At 71.2% G+C, this 14,508-nt stretch carries 15 protein-coding genes; 8 read left to right on the forward strand and 7 right to left on the reverse strand.

Annotated elements, in window-relative coordinates; genetic code table 11:
• Positions 1-2: 2 nt before the first annotated feature.
• Positions 3-515: a GtrA family protein gene (locus GTY56_RS09490; RefSeq protein ID WP_161364404.1), complete on the reverse strand. Its 513-nt coding sequence runs from the start codon at positions 513-515 to the stop codon at positions 3-5.
• A 162-nt stretch (positions 516-677) separates the two neighbouring features.
• Here GTY56_RS09490 and GTY56_RS09495 point away from each other — a divergent pair, with 162 nt between their 5' ends.
• From GTY56_RS09495 to GTY56_RS09510, 4 genes are all read left to right on the forward strand, one after another.
• Positions 678-1,817: a 5-(carboxyamino)imidazole ribonucleotide synthase gene (locus GTY56_RS09495; protein ID WP_161364406.1), complete on the forward strand. Its 1,140-nt coding sequence runs from the start codon at positions 678-680 to the stop codon at positions 1,815-1,817.
• On the forward strand, positions 1,814-2,341 hold the full coding sequence (gene purE, locus GTY56_RS09500; protein WP_106974440.1) for a 5-(carboxyamino)imidazole ribonucleotide mutase: 528 nt from the start codon (positions 1,814-1,816) through the stop codon (positions 2,339-2,341). The genes GTY56_RS09495 and purE overlap by 4 nt, the downstream gene beginning before the upstream one ends.
• A gap of 5 nt (positions 2,342-2,346) precedes the next feature.
• Positions 2,347-3,525, forward strand: coding sequence for a dipeptidase (locus tag GTY56_RS09505; protein WP_161364409.1), 1,179 nt, complete (start codon positions 2,347-2,349; stop codon positions 3,523-3,525).
• A 312-nt stretch (positions 3,526-3,837) separates the two neighbouring features.
• Entirely contained in the window at positions 3,838-4,974 is a 1,137-nt protein-coding gene (locus GTY56_RS09510; RefSeq protein ID WP_161364411.1) for a dipeptidase, read from the forward strand.
• Positions 4,975-4,985: 11 nt separating this feature from the next.
• On the opposite strand, the gene GTY56_RS09515 is transcribed toward GTY56_RS09510, so the two are convergent.
• Both GTY56_RS09515 and GTY56_RS09520 read right to left on the reverse strand, forming a co-directional pair.
• Positions 4,986-5,378, reverse strand: coding sequence for a VOC family protein (locus GTY56_RS09515; protein WP_161364413.1), 393 nt, complete (start codon positions 5,376-5,378; stop codon positions 4,986-4,988).
• 14 nt (positions 5,379-5,392) lie between these two features.
• A complete protein-coding gene (locus tag GTY56_RS09520; protein ID WP_161364414.1) occupies positions 5,393-5,764 on the reverse strand; it encodes a VOC family protein in 372 nt (123 codons plus the stop codon).
• 116 nt (positions 5,765-5,880) lie between these two features.
• Here GTY56_RS09520 and GTY56_RS09525 point away from each other — a divergent pair, with 116 nt between their 5' ends.
• Positions 5,881-6,393 carry a CGNR zinc finger domain-containing protein gene (locus tag GTY56_RS09525; RefSeq protein WP_161364417.1) on the forward strand — a complete coding sequence of 171 codons (513 nt, stop codon included), beginning with the start codon at positions 5,881-5,883 and terminating at the stop codon, positions 6,391-6,393.
• A 121-nt stretch (positions 6,394-6,514) separates the two neighbouring features.
• Here GTY56_RS09525 and GTY56_RS09530 read toward each other — a convergent pair whose 3' ends face one another.
• Positions 6,515-7,858, reverse strand: a complete 1,344-nt coding sequence (locus GTY56_RS09530; protein ID WP_161364418.1) for a UDP-glucose dehydrogenase family protein — start codon at positions 7,856-7,858, stop codon at positions 6,515-6,517.
• Positions 7,859-8,046: 188 nt separating this feature from the next.
• Between GTY56_RS09530 and GTY56_RS09535 the strand changes: the two genes are divergently transcribed.
• The gene (locus tag GTY56_RS09535) at positions 8,047-9,204 is read left to right on the forward strand and encodes an acyl-CoA dehydrogenase family protein (protein WP_033312003.1); all 1,158 of its coding nucleotides are present in this window, start codon (positions 8,047-8,049) and stop codon (positions 9,202-9,204) included.
• A gap of 39 nt (positions 9,205-9,243) precedes the next feature.
• Here the strand turns inward: GTY56_RS09535 and GTY56_RS09540 are convergent, their stop codons facing one another.
• Positions 9,244-10,449 carry a phospholipase D-like domain-containing protein gene (locus GTY56_RS09540; RefSeq protein ID WP_161364420.1) on the reverse strand — a complete coding sequence of 402 codons (1,206 nt, stop codon included), beginning with the start codon at positions 10,447-10,449 and terminating at the stop codon, positions 9,244-9,246.
• 241 nt (positions 10,450-10,690) lie between these two features.
• Between GTY56_RS09540 and GTY56_RS09545 the strand changes: the two genes are divergently transcribed.
• Positions 10,691-11,056, forward strand: a complete 366-nt coding sequence (locus GTY56_RS09545) for a four-helix bundle copper-binding protein (RefSeq protein WP_161364422.1) — start codon at positions 10,691-10,693, stop codon at positions 11,054-11,056.
• 60 nt (positions 11,057-11,116) lie between these two features.
• Here the strand turns inward: GTY56_RS09545 and GTY56_RS09550 are convergent, their stop codons facing one another.
• Positions 11,117-12,409: an LCP family protein gene (locus tag GTY56_RS09550; protein ID WP_202509942.1), complete on the reverse strand. Its 1,293-nt coding sequence runs from the start codon at positions 12,407-12,409 to the stop codon at positions 11,117-11,119.
• A gap of 118 nt (positions 12,410-12,527) precedes the next feature.
• On the opposite strand from GTY56_RS09550, the gene GTY56_RS09555 reads away from it, so the two are divergent.
• Positions 12,528-13,085 carry an acyl-CoA thioesterase gene (locus tag GTY56_RS09555; RefSeq protein ID WP_202509943.1) on the forward strand — a complete coding sequence of 186 codons (558 nt, stop codon included), beginning with the start codon at positions 12,528-12,530 and terminating at the stop codon, positions 13,083-13,085.
• 7 nt (positions 13,086-13,092) lie between these two features.
• Here GTY56_RS09555 and GTY56_RS09560 read toward each other — a convergent pair.
• Positions 13,093-14,508: LCP family protein (locus GTY56_RS09560; protein ID WP_237524497.1), on the reverse strand; the 1,416-nt coding region annotated here is incomplete at its 5' end.

Raw genomic sequence — 14,508 nt, forward strand, 5'->3', positions numbered from 1 at the left:
GGCTACGGGACCTGCTGCTTCGTCTTCGGGGGGCCGGCCGGGTCGTTCTGCGGGACCGGGGCCGGGCCCGGCGCCGCCGGTGTCTCCGGGGCGGGCAGCGCGCGGAAGACCCACGAGCGGTAGGACCAGAAGCGGAACAGGGTCGCGACGCCGATGCCGACGAACTTGAAGACGTTGTTCTGCAACGGGGTGTTCCAGCCGAAGCCGTACGTGGCCGCGTAGAGGACGCCGTTCTCGATGACCAGGCCGATCGCGCTGAACAGCAGGAACAGGGTCATCTCACGGGTACGGCGGGTCTTGTCGCGGTCGCGGTACGTGAAGTAGCGGAAGCCGACGTAGTTGAAGACGATCGCGACGACGGTGGCGATGACGCTCGCGCGCACCACCTGAAGGTCGGTGGTGTGCCGCACCAGGTTGAAGACGACGAGGTTGACCAGCACCCCGGCACCGCCCACCGCGCCGAATTTGGCGACCTCGTGAACGAGCCGCCGGAGCCGAGAGGCACCATGTCCCATGGCCGTGCAGGCCCCCGTCCGTGTGTCGGCGTCAACCCAGCCATGCTAACCACCCTCCCGCGCGATCTTCCTGTGGATGCCCGGGGACAGCCGGAGATGGTCCGGACGGGCCCGGGGAGGGCGGGAAACCGGCCACTCCGGCGTGGCCATTACCCTGGGGGAGTGACGTTCCCGGTAGTCGGCATGGTCGGCGGTGGCCAGCTCGCTCGTATGACACACGAGGCGGGCATCCCGCTGGGCATCAGGTTCAAGCTCCTCAGTGACACCCCGCAGGACTCCGCTGCGCAGGTCGTGAGCGATGTCGTCATCGGCGACTATCGCGACCTCGACACGCTGCGCGAGTTCGCCCGTGGGTGCGATGTGATCACCTTCGATCACGAACACGTACCCACCGAGCACCTCCGGGCCCTGGAGGCGGACGGCATCCCCGTGCGCCCCGGCCCCGACGCGCTCGTGCACGCCCAGGACAAGGGGGTGATGCGCGCGAAGCTCGACGCGATCGGCGTCCCCTGCCCCCGGCACCGGATCGTCTCCGATCCGCAGGACGTGGCCGCCTTCGCGGCCGAGGGCGAGGGATTCCCGGTCGTCCTCAAGACCGTCCGCGGCGGCTACGACGGCAAGGGCGTGTGGGTCGTCGACTCCGTCGAGGAGGCCGCCGACCCGTTCAAGGCCGGTGTTCCGGTGCTCGCCGAGGAGAAGGTCGACTTCCTGCGCGAGCTCGCCGCCAACGTCGTCCGCTCCCCGCACGGCCAGGCCGTGGCCTACCCGGTGGTGGAGTCGCAGCAGGTGAACGGCGTCTGCGACACGGTCATCGCCCCGGCGCCCGACCTGGACGAGGGTCTCGCGGTCCGGGCCTCGGAGATGGCTCTGAACATCGCCAAGGAACTCGGCGTCGTCGGGCACCTCGCCGTCGAGCTGTTCCAGACCCGTGACGGCCGCATCCTCGTCAACGAGCTCGCGATGCGCCCGCACAACTCCGGCCACTGGTCGATGGACGGTGCCGTCACCAGCCAGTTCGCCAACCACGTCCGCGCGGTCCTCGACCTGCCCCTCGGCGACCCCCGCCCGCGCGCCGCGTGGACGGTCATGGTCAACGTCCTCGGCGGCGACTACCCGGACATGTACTCCGCGTACCTGCACTGCATGGCCCGCGACCCCCAGCTCAAGATCCACATGTACGGCAAGGACGTGAAGCCCGGCCGCAAGGTCGGTCACGTCAACACCTACGGCGACGACCTCGACGACGTGCTGGAGCGCGCCCGTCACGCAGCCGGCTACCTGAGAGGCACCATCACCGAATGAGCCCTGTTGTTGGCATCGTCATGGGGTCGGACTCCGACTGGCCCGTCATGGAGGCCGCCGCCAAGGCCCTCGACGAGTTCGAGATCGCCTACGAGGTCGACGTCGTCTCCGCGCACCGCATGCCGCGCGAGATGGTCGCCTACGGCGAGCAGGCCGACGCCCGCGGGCTCAAGGTGATCATCGCCGGGGCGGGCGGCGCCGCCCACCTGCCCGGCATGCTCGCCTCCGTGACCCCGCTGCCGGTCATCGGCGTGCCCGTGCCGCTGAAGTACCTCGACGGCATGGACAGCCTCCTGTCCATCGTGCAGATGCCGGCCGGTGTCCCCGTCGCCACGGTCTCCGTCGCCGGCGCCCGCAACGCCGGTCTGCTCGCCGCCCGCATCCTCGCCGCGCACGACGAGGAACTGCGCGGCCGCATGCGCGAGTTCCAGCAGGAGCTCAACGACCAGGCCACCGAGAAGGGCAAGCGCCTGCGCTCCAAGGTCGAGGGCGCCGGCGGGTTCGGCTTCGGCGCCGGGAAGTGACGACGATGACCTCCCTGGAGGCGGCCCGGGAACTCCTCGGCGAGTTCCCGGTCGCCGACGGCCACAACGACCTGCCCTGGGCACTGCGCGCACAGGTCCGCTACGACCTCGACGCGCGGGACATCGCCGCCGACCAGAGCGCCCACCTGCACACCGACATCCCCCGGCTGCGCGCGGGCGGGGTCGGTGCGCAGTACTGGTCGGTGTACGTCCGCACGGACTCACCCGACCCGGTCGCCGCCACGCTCGAACAGATCGACTGCGTGCGGCAGTTGATGACCCGTCACCCCGGCGACCTGCGCCCGGCGCTCACCGCCGCCGACATGGAGGCAGCGCGCGGGGAGGGCCGCATCGCCTCGCTCATGGGGGCGGAGGGCGGCCACTCCATCGCCAACTCCCTGGGCACCCTGCGCGGTCTGTACGGCCTCGGCGTGCGGTACATGACCCTCACCCACAACGACAACGTCGACTGGGCGGACTCCGCGACCGACGAGCCGAAGGCCGGCGGCCTCACCGCGTTCGGCCGCGAGGTCGTCCGGGAGATGAACCGGCTCGGCATGCTCGTCGACCTCTCGCACGTGGCGGCGACGACGATGCGGGACGCGCTCGACACGAGCTCGGCCCCGGTGATCTTCTCCCACTCCTCCGCACGGGCCGTGTGCGACCACCCGCGCAACGTCCCCGACGACGTCCTGGAGCGGCTCCCCGCCAACGGCGGCATGGCGATGGTGACGTTCGTGCCGAAGTTCGTGCTCCAGGCGGCGGTCGACTGGACGGCCGCGGCCGACGAGAACATGCGCGCCCACGGCTTCCACCACCTCGACACCACCCCGGAGGCCATGAAGGTCCACCACGCCTTCGAGGAGCTCCACCCGCGCCCCGTCGCGACGGTGGCGACGGTCGCCGACCACCTGGACCACATGCGCGAGGCGGCCGGCATCGACCACGTCGGCATCGGCGGCGACTACGACGGCACGGCCTTCACCCCCGACGGCCTCGCCGACGTCTCCGGATACCCGAACCTCCTCGCGGAACTGCTCGACCGCGGCTGGTCCAAGGCCGATCTGGCCAAACTGACCTGGAAGAACGCCGTCAGGGTCCTGGACGCGGCACAGGACGTGGCCCGGGCGCTCCAGGCGACGCGGCCGCCGTCCAACGCCACGATCGAGTCACTGGACGGCTGAGTGCCGCGGGCGGGGCAGGCGGTGCAAGCCCGCCCCGCCGGTGCATGCGCGATTCGGACGGCGGCCCCTCGCTCGTCGCCACGCCGCGACCGGTCACCGAACCCACCGCCGAGCGCGCCCGTATCGACCGGGCGATCGCCGGCCCGGTCCGTTCCCGGGACACCCCGGACGGGGCCATCGAGGCGGCCCGGCTGCCCCGAGGGCAGCCGCGCGGCGGACCGGAGCCGTACTCCGAACGCCCCGCCCACCAGGAACCGCTCCCCGCTCCGTGCGACGGTGACCGTACCTCACGAACGACCGTACGGAGCCGCCATGGCAGACCTCCAGGACGACCTGCGCCCCACCGCCGCGGCTTCAGGCGAGTTCGACGAGCTGGCCGAGCCGTACCCGGACGAGGGCATCGTCACGGCGGAGTCCTACGAGCCCGTGTCCGACCCGGACGACGCGCCCATGACCCGGGCCCGCGCCATCCTCGCCGCGCACCCCGTCGCCGACGGCTACAACGGCCTGCCCTGGGCACTCAAGCGGCTGTCCTGGTACGACCTGGAGGAAGGCGAGAGCACCGTCGACACGGACGTGCCCCGGCTGCGCAGCGGCCATGTCGGCGCCCTCTTCTGGTCCTTGCACCTGCCCGAGGGCCTCGACGGGGACCGGGCCGTCGGCGCCACCCTGGAGCAGCTGGACCTGGCCAAGAGCGTCGTGCGGACCTGTGAGGAGGGCCTGCGGCCGGCCTGCACGGCCGGGCAGGTCGCGGACGCGCGCAACTGCGGTCGCGTCGCCGTGCTCCTCGGCCCCGCCGGGGCACCGGCCCTGGGCGACTCGCTCGGCATCCTGCGCCAGCTGCACCTGCTCGGTCTGCGCGTCCTCACGCTGACCGGGGTGTCCTGGGCGAGCGAGGCGGGGCTGACCCGGTTCGGCGAGGAGGTCGTGCGTGAGATGAACCGGCTCGGCGTGATCGCGGACCTCTCCGGGGCCTCCGCCCAGACCCTGCGCCGCGTCCTGAGCCTGTCCCGGGCACCCGTGCTGTGCAGCCGCTCCGCCGCCCGCTCCCTGCGCCCCCACCCGGCCAACCTTCCCGACGACCTGCTGGCGGAGCTGGGCGCGGCCAAGGGACTGTGCCTGGTGCCGCTGACCGCCGAGCAGACCGGCCCGACCGTCCGCGATGTCGCCGACCACCTCGACCACATCCGCGCCGTGGCGGGGGCGCAGTGCGTCGGGCTGTCCGGCACCTACGACTCCGGAGCCGCCCACCCGCAGGAGCTCGGCGACACCTCCTGCTATCCCCGGCTGATCGCGGAGCTGCTGCGACGCGGCTGGGAGGAAGCCGATGTGGCCTTGCTGACCTGGGGCAACGTGCAGCGCCTGCTGCGCGGCGCCGACTTCACGGCCCGCGCCGCACAGCAGCGACGCGAACCGTCGACGGCGACGATCTCGGAGCTGGACGCCTGAGGGGCTTCCGATCAGCCGGACTCGATCCGGCACAGGCAGAACGGGTGCCCCGCCGGGTCGGCGTAGACGCGGAAGTCCTTCTTCACGTCGTCCTCCTTGTCCAGCACCCGCGCGCCCAGCGCCAGCACCCGCTCCTCGGCCGCGTCGATCTCGTCCCAGGTGGACCCGGCGTCGAAGTCCAGATGGAACTGCTGGGCGTTGCGGTCCTCCCGCGGCCACTCCGGCGGGGTGTGGCCGGGAGAACGCTGGAAGGCGAGCCGGGGCCCGCCGGGGACGCGGAGCACCACCCAGTCGGGGTCGTCGTTCTCCGGCGTGCCGCCGCCGATCCCCGCGTAGAAGCGGGCCAGCTCGCGGGGGTCGGGGCAGTCGACGACGACGGAACGGAAACGGGCCACGGCGGACATGGGACCTCCGGGGGTCAGCTGGCGCAGAGGCAGAACGGGTGCCCGGCCGGGTCGGCGTAAACCCGGAAGCTCCGCTCCCGGTCCTCGGCGTCCAGCGGCTTCGCCCCGAGGGCCAGCACCCCCTTCTCGGCCGTGTCCAGGTCGTCCACCACGAGGTCGAGGTGGAACTGCTGCGCGCCGTCGGCGGACGGCCATGTCGGAGGCACGTACCCGGGGGATGCCTGGAAGGCCAGCGGTGTACCGCCCGGCACCTTCAGGTCGACCCACTCCTCCTCCCCGTCGGTCTCCACGGTCGGCGTGCCGCCCAGCACCTCGGCGTAGAAGCCGGCCAGTGCGCGCGGGTCGGGACAGTCCAGGACGACGACACCCAGCCTGGCGAGAGTCATGACTTCCTCCTCGAAGTGGCCGTTACCCACAGATGCGGGTAACCGGTAACCGTTACTGCATGCTCCCCCATGGGCGGTAACATCGCAAGGGGAATCGCGAGAGGTACGGTCCAGCCATGACGGAGAGATCGCCCGCGCCCGGCGGCCTGGCCCTGGTCGAGGCCCTGGTGAACACGCTGGACATCGAGTCCGGCGCCGACGCGCTGGACACCCCCGAGGGCCGGGAGCGCCTCGGCATCACCGCGGAGGGGACGGACCGGGCCCGTACCCTGCGCGAATCCCTGCGCGCGACCCTCCTCGCCCACGCCGGCCACCCGCCGCACCGCGAGGTCACCCCCCTCGGCACGCTGCTGGCCGAGGCGCCCCTCCTCGTCACGGTCGACGCGGCGGACGGCTCGGCCGCCCTCACCCCCGCCGACGGCCACTCCCTGCACGCGCGCGTGGCCGCCGCCGTCGCTGAGGCCCTGGTCGCCGGCACCTGGATCCGCCTCAAGGCCTGCGAGGCCGCCACCTGTCACTGGGCCTACTACGACCGCAGCCCGGCCGGCCGCGGCCGCTGGTGCTCCATGCAGGTCTGCGGAGCCCGCGCCAAGATGCGCCGTTACCGGGCCAGGGAGGCAGAGGGATAGGGGCCCCGCCGCAGGGCCGGGTGGTGCAGAATGCACGAAGACGCCGGTTCGGCCGACTGAGCCTCGGCCGAACCGGCGTCACCTGTCTCCGCGCGTCGTGTCTGCGCGTCCGCTCGCGTGCTCAGGCCTTCGGACGCCCCATCGCCCGGTACGTCCAGCCGGCCTTGCGCCAGCTCTCCGGGTCCAGGGCGTTGCGCCCGTCCAGGATGAGGCGGGCCGCCGCGACCTCGCCGAGCGCCTCGGTGTCCAGCTCGCGGAACTCCCGCCACTCCGTCAGGTGCAGCACGATGTCGGCGCCGCGCACGGCCTCCAGCGCCGAGTCGGCGTAGCCGAGGGTCGGGAACACCCCGCGGGCGTTGTCCATGCCCTTCGGGTCGTACACCGTGACCTGGCCGCCCTGGAGGTGGATCTGCCCGGCGACGTTCAGCGCGGGGGAGTCCCGCACGTCGTCCGAGTCGGGCTTGAACGTCGCGCCCAGCACCGCCACCCGCTTGCCCAGGAACGGCCCGCCGCCCAGCGCCTGCCGGGCCAGCTCCACCATCTGCCCGCGCTGGCGCATGTTGATCGAGTCGATCTCCCGCAGGAACGTCAGCGCCTGGTCCGCGCCCAGTTCACCGGCGCGTGCCATGAACGCCCGGATGTCCTTGGGCAGACACCCGCCGCCGAAGCCGATCCCGGCCCGCAGGAACTTCTTCCCGATCCGGTCGTCGTAGCCGATGGCCTCCGCCAGCTTCGCGACGTCACCGCCCGCGGCCTCGCACACCTCCGCCATCGCGTTGATGAACGAGATCTTCGTGGCGAGGAAGGAGTTCGCGGAGGTCTTCACCAGCTCCGAGGTCGGGAAGTCCGTGACCACGAACGGCGAGCCCTCGGCGATGGGCGTCGCGTACACCTCCCGCAGCAGCTTCTCGGCCCGCTCGCTGCGCACCCCCACCACGAGACGGTCGGGGTGCAGCGTGTCGTCGACGGCGAAGCCCTCACGCAGGAACTCCGGGTTCCACGCCAGCTCGGCGTCCTCACCGGCGGGCGCGTGCGCGGCCAGGTAGGACGCGAGGCGGTCCGCGGAGCCGACCGGCACGGTCGACTTGCCGACGACCAGCGCCGGGGCGTGCAGGTGTGGGGCCAGCGAGGCGATCGCGGAGTCGACGTAGCTCATGTCACAGGCGTACTCGCCGTGCCGCTGCGGGGTGTTCACACAGACGAAGTGCACATCGCCGAAGGCGCCGATCTCGGCCCAGTCCTGGGTGAAGCTCAGCCGGCCGCTGGAGCCGTCGATGCCGGCGACGTGCTTGCGCAGCAGCTCCTCCAGCCCCGGCTCGTACATCGGGGCCTCGGCCCGCTCCAGCTTCTCGATCTTCTCGCGCACGACGTCGAGGGCGAGCACCTCGAAGCCCAGCTCGGCCATGGCCGCCGCGTGTGTCGCGCCGAGATAACCGGTGCCGATCACGGTGATCTTCAGGGCCATGGGTGCTCCAGGGGTCTACGGCATGCGGTGCGCGCCCGAGCATATCCGGGGCATGGCGGCGCGCTTCACTGGGCAACTTCTCCGCTGTCGCCTAGCTCACGTATCACTCGGGTGGGCGACCCCATAAACTTTTGATTACTTAACGGTAGTTAGCGTCAGCATCGCAGCGTTTTGGAGCGTGAGAGACCTTGGCCGGATCGGCTGACTTCGACCTGTACCGCCCGTCCGAGGAGCACGACATGCTCCGTGACGCCGTCCGCTCCCTGGCCGAGGCGAAGATCGCGCCGCACGCCGCCGCGGTGGACGAGGAGGCCCGCTTCCCGCACGAGGCCCTCCAGGCGCTGGTCGCGAACGACCTGCACGCCGTGCACGTGCCCGAGGAGTACGGCGGGTCCGGCGCCGACGCGCTGGCCACCGTCATAGTGATCGAGGAGGTCGCGCGGGTCTGCGCCTCCTCTTCCCTCATCCCGGCCGTCAACAAGCTGGGCTCCCTGCCGGTGATCCTCTCCGGCTCCGAGGACCTGAAGAAGAAGTACATGACCCCGCTCGCCAAGGGCGACGGCATGTTCTCCTACTGCCTCTCCGAGCCGGACGCCGGCTCCGACGCCGCCGGCATGAAGACCAAGGCCGTCCGCGACGGCGACTTCTGGGTCCTCAACGGCGTGAAGCGCTGGATCACCAACGCGGGCGAGTCCGAGTACTACACGGTGATGGCCGTCACCGACCCCACCAAGCGCTCCAAGGGCATCTCCGCCTTCGTCGTCGAGAAGTCCGACGAGGGCGTCTCCTTCGGCGCCCCCGAGAAGAAGCTCGGCATCAAGGGCTCCCCGACCCGCGAGGTCTACCTCGACAACGTCCGCATCCCCGCCGACCGCATGATCGGCGAGGAGGGCACCGGCTTCGCCACGGCGATGAAGACCCTCGACCACACCCGCATCACCATCGCCGCCCAGGCCCTCGGCATCGCCCAGGGCGCCCTCGACTACGCCAAGGGCTACGTCCAGGAGCGCAAGCAGTTCGGCAAGCCGATCGCCGACTTCCAGGGCATCCAGTTCATGCTCGCCGACATGGCCATGAAGATCTCGGCCGCCCGCGCCCTGACCTACCAGGCCGCCGCCGCCTCCCAGCGCGTCGACGCCGACCTCACCTACCTGGGCGCCGCCGCCAAGTGCTTCGCCTCGGACGTGGCGATGGAGGTCACGACGGACGCGGTCCAGCTCCTCGGCGGGTACGGCTACACCCGCGACTACCCGGTGGAGCGCATGATGCGCGACGCCAAGATCACGCAGATCTACGAGGGCACGAACCAGGTCCAGCGCATCGTCATGGCGCGCAACCTGCCGTAGCGCCGTCTCCGGGGGCCGGCCGTCCGGCCCCCGGCGTTCTCACAGGAAGCGCCGGATCGGGGTCACCGCGGCCTCGGCGAGGCGCATGGGCAGGGGCCGCCGCTCCCAGCGGCGGGGGTCGATCGGCTCGCTCCGCTTCCGGTCGGCCTCGAAGTCGGCGTCGAGCTCCGCCGTGAAGTCCTCGTCCAGGACGGCCAGGACGACCTCCTCGTCGTGCTCCATGGAACGGCGGTTGAAGTTGGTGGAGCCGATGAGGGAGCAGACCCCGTCCACCGTCATGATCTTCGTGTGGAGCATCGTCGGCTGGTACTCCCGCACCTCCACACCGGCGTCCACCAGCGTCTGGTAGTGCTGCCGCCCGGCCAGCAGGCATGCCCGCTGGTCGGTGTGCGGTCCGGGGAGCAGGATCTCGACCCGGACCCCGCGGCGGGCCGCAGCGGCCAGCAGGTCGATGAAGTAGCTGTCGGGGGCGAAGTACGCGGTGGCCAGCCGCAGTCGCTCCTGCGCCGAGGTGATCAGGACCCGCAGGACCGTCTGCATGTCCTGCCAGCCGAAGGAGGCCGACCCCCGCACGACCTGGACCGTGGCCCGCCCCGGCTGCGCCTGGGCGGTGAAGCGGTCGTGGTCGTCGTAGAGGTCGTCGTGGCACTCGGCCCAGTTCTGTGCGAAGGCTGCGGCGATGCCGTCCACGGCGGGGCCGCGGACCTGTACATGGGTGTCGCGCCACTCGTCCGGGTTCCGGGCGGCGCCGCACCACTCCTGCGCGATCCCGACGCCTCCGGTGAAGGCCGTGTGCTCGTCGGTGACCAGCACCTTGCGGTGGCAGCGGTGGTTCTGCCGCATCGGCGACAGGCGGGTGGGTCTGCGGAACCACGCCACCTGCACGCCCGCCTCGTCCATGGCCTCCAGCAGGTCCCGCTCTATCTGCTTGGCCCCGAACCCGTCCAGCAGCAGCCGCACCCGGACGCCCGCGCGGGCCCGCTCGGCCAGGGCCGCGGCGAACTCGTGGGCGACCTCGCCGCGCCAGTACACGAACGTCATCATGTCGACGGTGTGCTCGGCGGCCCGGATCGCGGCCAGCATCGCGGGGAAGATCTCGTCCCCGTTCCGCAGCGGCACCAGCTCGTTGCCCTCGGTCGCGGCGATGCCGATCAGCCGCTCCAGCCGTCTGCGCAGCCGCTGCTTCTGCGCCTCCGGGCCGCCGCGACCCGAAGTCCGCGGTTCGTCGTACATCTGCTGTGTCATGTCTGGGTCTCCCCCCTGCACGGTTTCCGGCCGCCCCGCCCTCGCCGCGCCGGGCCCCGGCGCGCCTGCAACCCCTTTTTGCCGCTGCCGGAGCTTTCACGCAGAGCCCGCTGAGTCGTGCCTCACAGACGGTGCGGATCACACGTGGGCGGCTCCGCCCTGTGGTGCTCATGGGGCCGGAGGCGTAGGACGAGAGGAGCGGGCGCCGATCCGCGGCTCCCGCCACCCCTGGGAGGACGTCATGACCCAGCAACCCGCCACCGCCACCCCGCTGAGCAAGGAGATGCAGGACTGCGTCCAGGCGTGCATGACCTGCCACAGCGTGTGCGAGGAGACCATGAGCTCCTGTCTGCAGACGGGCGGTCCGGCCCAGATGCAGATCATGCGCACGGTCATCGACTGTGCCGAGATGACGCGCATGTGCGCCGACATGATGATGCGCCGCTCGCCCCTCATGGCCGAGATGTGCGCGATGTGCGCCCGCGCCTGTGACATGTGCGCCGAGGCGTGTATGTCCATGCCGGAAGACGCGCAGATGATGCGCTGTGCCGAGGCCTGTCGCCGCTGTGCCGAGACGTGCCGCTCGATGTCGGCCGCCTCGATGTGAGCACCGCCTCACGACGAAGGGGGCACCCGGTCGGGTGCCCCCTTCGTGCTGCCTGCCCGCTCAGTCGCCCGAGACGGTGACCGGGTCGTCGTTCTTCAGCTCGTTCACCAGGGTCTTCACCTTCGCGGTGTTCCACTGGAGGTTGCCGTTGGGGCTGTTGCCCGCGATCGGCATGTTCATCGACTTGCCCTCGCCGCCGCTGACGCCCTTCATCGCCCAGAACATGGACGCCAGGTCGAACAGGCTCATGTCCTTGTCGACGACGAGGGTGTCCAGACCGGCGCTCATGGTCGGGTACAGCTTGAACGGGTTGAGGACCGTGCCCGGAGTGGCGACCTGGTTGGCCAGCGCCGACAGGAACTTCTGCTGGTTCTTCGTGCGGTCCAGGTCGGAGCCCCTGAGGGCGTAGCGGGTGCGGACGAAGGCGAGGGCCTGCTCGCCGTCGAGGGTCTGCGTGCCCTTCTTGAGGTCCGCTCCGGACTTGGTGTCCTTGATGTCCTGCGGGATGTTCATCTCGACGCCGCCGACCGCGTCCACGATGTTCGCGAAGCCGGCGAAGCCGATCTCCACGTAGTGGTCGATGTGCAGGCCCGTGTTGGCCTCCACGGTGCGGACCAGCAGCTCCGGGCCGTCCTCGGCGTAGGCCGCGTTCAGCTTCGTCTGGCGGCCGGTGGCCGGGTAGAGCTTGCCGGAGTCGGATCCCTTGAACGACGGGATGGTGACGTTCGAGTCGCGCGGCAGCGAGATCAGGGTCGGGGCGCCGCCGCCGGTGTGCAGGATCATCATCGAGTCCGTGCGCTTGCCCTCGGCGGACCCGGTGTGCAGCTTCTTCTTCTCCTCGGCCGACATGCCCTTGCGGCTGTCGGAGCCGACGATCAGGTAGTTGGTGCCCTCGCCCGCCTCCGGACGGTCGATGACCATCGACAGGTCGACCTCGCGGTTGAGCTTGGAGTCGGCCCAGAAGTACGTGCCGACGCTCGTCACCACCAGCAGCGTCACCAGCGTGATGGCCGTCACCTTGATGCGGCGGCGCCAGTCGGGCGCGGGTCGCGGCTCGTATCTGCCGTCCCCCGGCCCGCCGGGGCCCCTGCCGCCGGGGGAGCCGTAGACCTGGCCGGTGTTGTAGCCGCTGTCGTAGTCGCCGTGGCCGCCGCCGTCGACGTAGGACGGCTGCGGGGGCACTCCGCCGCCGTACGCCGGGGCGCCGCCGTATCCCGCCTGCCCGGGCGATGCCGCCGGACCGCGGCGGACCTGCCGCATGACACGGGCGCTCTCGGGCTGCGCGCTCGAGCTGCCGCGTCCGTATCGGCTGCCGCGGTTGTCGCCGGAAAATCCCTCGGGCCAGTCATTCATGCGCCCAGTGTGCAGGTCCCCGTGGTGCGCCATACAAGAGTCGTCGGAAAATCAGAGCACGGCTGTGGCGAAGCTGACACAAATCCCCCTCATACCGCGTCGGCATAAGGTAGGGGCCATGACAGACCAGGCCCCAGCTGCGGATTCCGGCAGTCCGGATATCCCGGGCAAGCCGACTTCGGCGTCCCGCACCACCCTCAGCCACATCATGACCCACAACGACACGAACCTTCTGGGGACCGTGCACGGCGGGGTGATCATGAAGCTGGTCGACGACGCGGCCGGGGCCGTGGCCGGACGGCACTCCGGTGGTCCGGCCGTCACCGCGTCCATGGACGAGATGGCGTTCCTGGAGCCGGTCCGCGTCGGTGACCTGGTCCATGTCAAGGCGCAGGTGAACTGGACCGGCCGGACGTCCATGGAGGTCGGCGTCCGGGTCCTGGCCGAACGCTGGAACGAGTCCGCCCCGCCCACGCAGGTCGGCTCGGCCTACCTCGTCTTCGCCGCGGTCGACGCCGACGGCAAGCCCCGCCGGGTCCCGCAGGTCCTCCCGGAGACCGAGCGCGACAAGCGCCGCTACCAGGAGGCCCAGATCCGCCGCACCCACCGCCTGGCCCGCCGCCGGGCGATCATGGACCTGCGGGAGAAGCGGGCGGCCGAGGGCTTCGAGGACTGACGCGCGCCTACGAGCACGCCACCTCGTCGCCCCGCACCACCCCGAACTCGCCCTGCCCCGGGTCCTCGGCCCGCACCTTCCGCACACGTTCGAAGTCCCCTCCGGCGATCACCTTCAGGGTCGGGCCGAGGCCCTTGACCGCCCGGAGCTCACTGCCCGGCAGGGCCGCCGCGAGGGACTTGGCGGAGCGGTCCCAGCGGGGGTCGTGGGCGACGACCGTGCGCCTGACGTCGCGGGCGACGGAGTTCACCGGGGCCTTGGTCGTGCGGAAGCCGGTCGAGGCCAGGGCCGCGTCCACCCGGCGGCCCAGGCCGGCCGTGCGGGTGCCGTTCTCCACCTGGACGCGGATCTGCTGCGGGGCGACCGGGACGATCCGGGCCGCGCCGCGCGACCGGTGCACCGACAGCGGCTGGTCCTGGCGCAGGGCGTGGAAGAGCCGCTCGGACTTCTCGGCGTCCCACTTCAGCGTGGATCCGACACCCTTCACGGCGAACCCCATCCGCCCGATCGGGACGGTCGTGAACTCCGACGAGGAGGGGGAGAAGTTCCGCATGGCGCGGCCCAGGTCCAGCATCTCGTCCGTGCCGAAGCCCTTGTCGGCCCGGACCGAGCCGAGCACCGCCCGCGTCACGTCCCGGAACTTCATCGGGTTGAGGAGGATCCCGGACGAGGTGAGCCGTTCCACGAGAGCCGCCATGAAGCGCTGCTGCCGCTTCATCCGGCCGAGATCGGACGCCCCGTCGACGTGGCGGGCGCGGACGAACTGGAGCGCCTGCCCGCCGGCGAGCGTGTGCCGCCCGGCCGGCAGGTTCAGGCCGGTGTAGCTGTCCTTCAGGGGGTCGGCGGTGCAGATCGGCACGCCCCCGACCACGTCCACCGTCTTCATGAAACTCGTGAAGTCGACCTCCAGGTAGTGGTCGATCTTCACCTTGGTCATGCTCTCGACCGTGCGCACGGTCAGCTGCGGCCCGCCCTCGGCGTACGCGGCGTTCAGCTTGACGGGGTGGCCGTTGTGCCGCTTGCCCGACACCCGGTCGACGTGCGCCGGCGTCACCGCGTACGAGTCGCGCGGCAGGCTCACCACGCTCGCCCGTTCCCGGTCCTGGGAGATGTGCACGATCATGATCGTGTCGGTGCAGTGGCAGGGGGCGCCGCCCAGCCGGTACTTGTGGCGCTCCTCCTTGCTGATCTTCTCGCGGCCGTCGGTGCCGACCAGCAGGATGTTCATGCCGTGGCCCGCCTGCGGGCGGTTCTTCATGTCCTTGAAGGGGTCGACCCGGGTGATGTCCGCGTCCAGGCTGGTCATCACCGCGTGCCCGATTCCGGCCGAGGCGAGGACCACCAGGGACAGCGTGGTGACCGCCCGCATGCCCCAGCGCGGCCGTCGCACAGGCGGTGCCGGCCTTTGCGGAGCGCGGCGGGG

It is taken from the genome of Streptomyces sp. SID5643, assembly GCF_009872555.1.
In the GTDB taxonomy this organism is placed as follows: Bacteria; Actinomycetota; Actinomycetes; order Streptomycetales; family Streptomycetaceae; genus Streptomyces; species Streptomyces iakyrus.

Excerpts from the sequence above, each read along its gene's own strand:
- GTY56_RS09530 (WP_161364418.1), bottom strand. The coding sequence starts at position 7,858 with ATGGCCCTGAAGATCACCGTGATCGGCACCGGTTATCTCGGCGCGACA.
- GTY56_RS09525 (WP_161364417.1), top strand. The coding sequence starts at position 5,881 with ATGACGGAGAGATCGCCCGCGCCCGGCGGCCTGGCCCTGGTCGAGGCC.
- purE (WP_106974440.1), top strand. The coding sequence starts at position 1,814 with ATGAGCCCTGTTGTTGGCATCGTCATGGGGTCGGACTCCGACTGGCCC.
- GTY56_RS09490 (WP_161364404.1), bottom strand. The coding sequence starts at position 515 with ATGGGACATGGTGCCTCTCGGCTCCGGCGGCTCGTTCACGAGGTCGCC.
- GTY56_RS09515 (WP_161364413.1), bottom strand. The coding sequence starts at position 5,378 with ATGTCCGCCGTGGCCCGTTTCCGTTCCGTCGTCGTCGACTGCCCCGAC.
- GTY56_RS09520 (WP_161364414.1), bottom strand. The coding sequence starts at position 5,764 with ATGACTCTCGCCAGGCTGGGTGTCGTCGTCCTGGACTGTCCCGACCCG.
- GTY56_RS09505 (WP_161364409.1), top strand. The coding sequence starts at position 2,347 with ATGACCTCCCTGGAGGCGGCCCGGGAACTCCTCGGCGAGTTCCCGGTC.
- GTY56_RS09540 (WP_161364420.1), bottom strand. The coding sequence starts at position 10,449 with ATGACACAGCAGATGTACGACGAACCGCGGACTTCGGGTCGCGGCGGC.
- GTY56_RS09510 (WP_161364411.1), top strand. The coding sequence starts at position 3,838 with ATGGCAGACCTCCAGGACGACCTGCGCCCCACCGCCGCGGCTTCAGGC.
- GTY56_RS09545 (WP_161364422.1), top strand. The coding sequence starts at position 10,691 with ATGACCCAGCAACCCGCCACCGCCACCCCGCTGAGCAAGGAGATGCAG.
- GTY56_RS09555 (WP_202509943.1), top strand. The coding sequence starts at position 12,528 with ATGACAGACCAGGCCCCAGCTGCGGATTCCGGCAGTCCGGATATCCCG.
- GTY56_RS09550 (WP_202509942.1), bottom strand. The coding sequence starts at position 12,409 with ATGAATGACTGGCCCGAGGGATTTTCCGGCGACAACCGCGGCAGCCGA.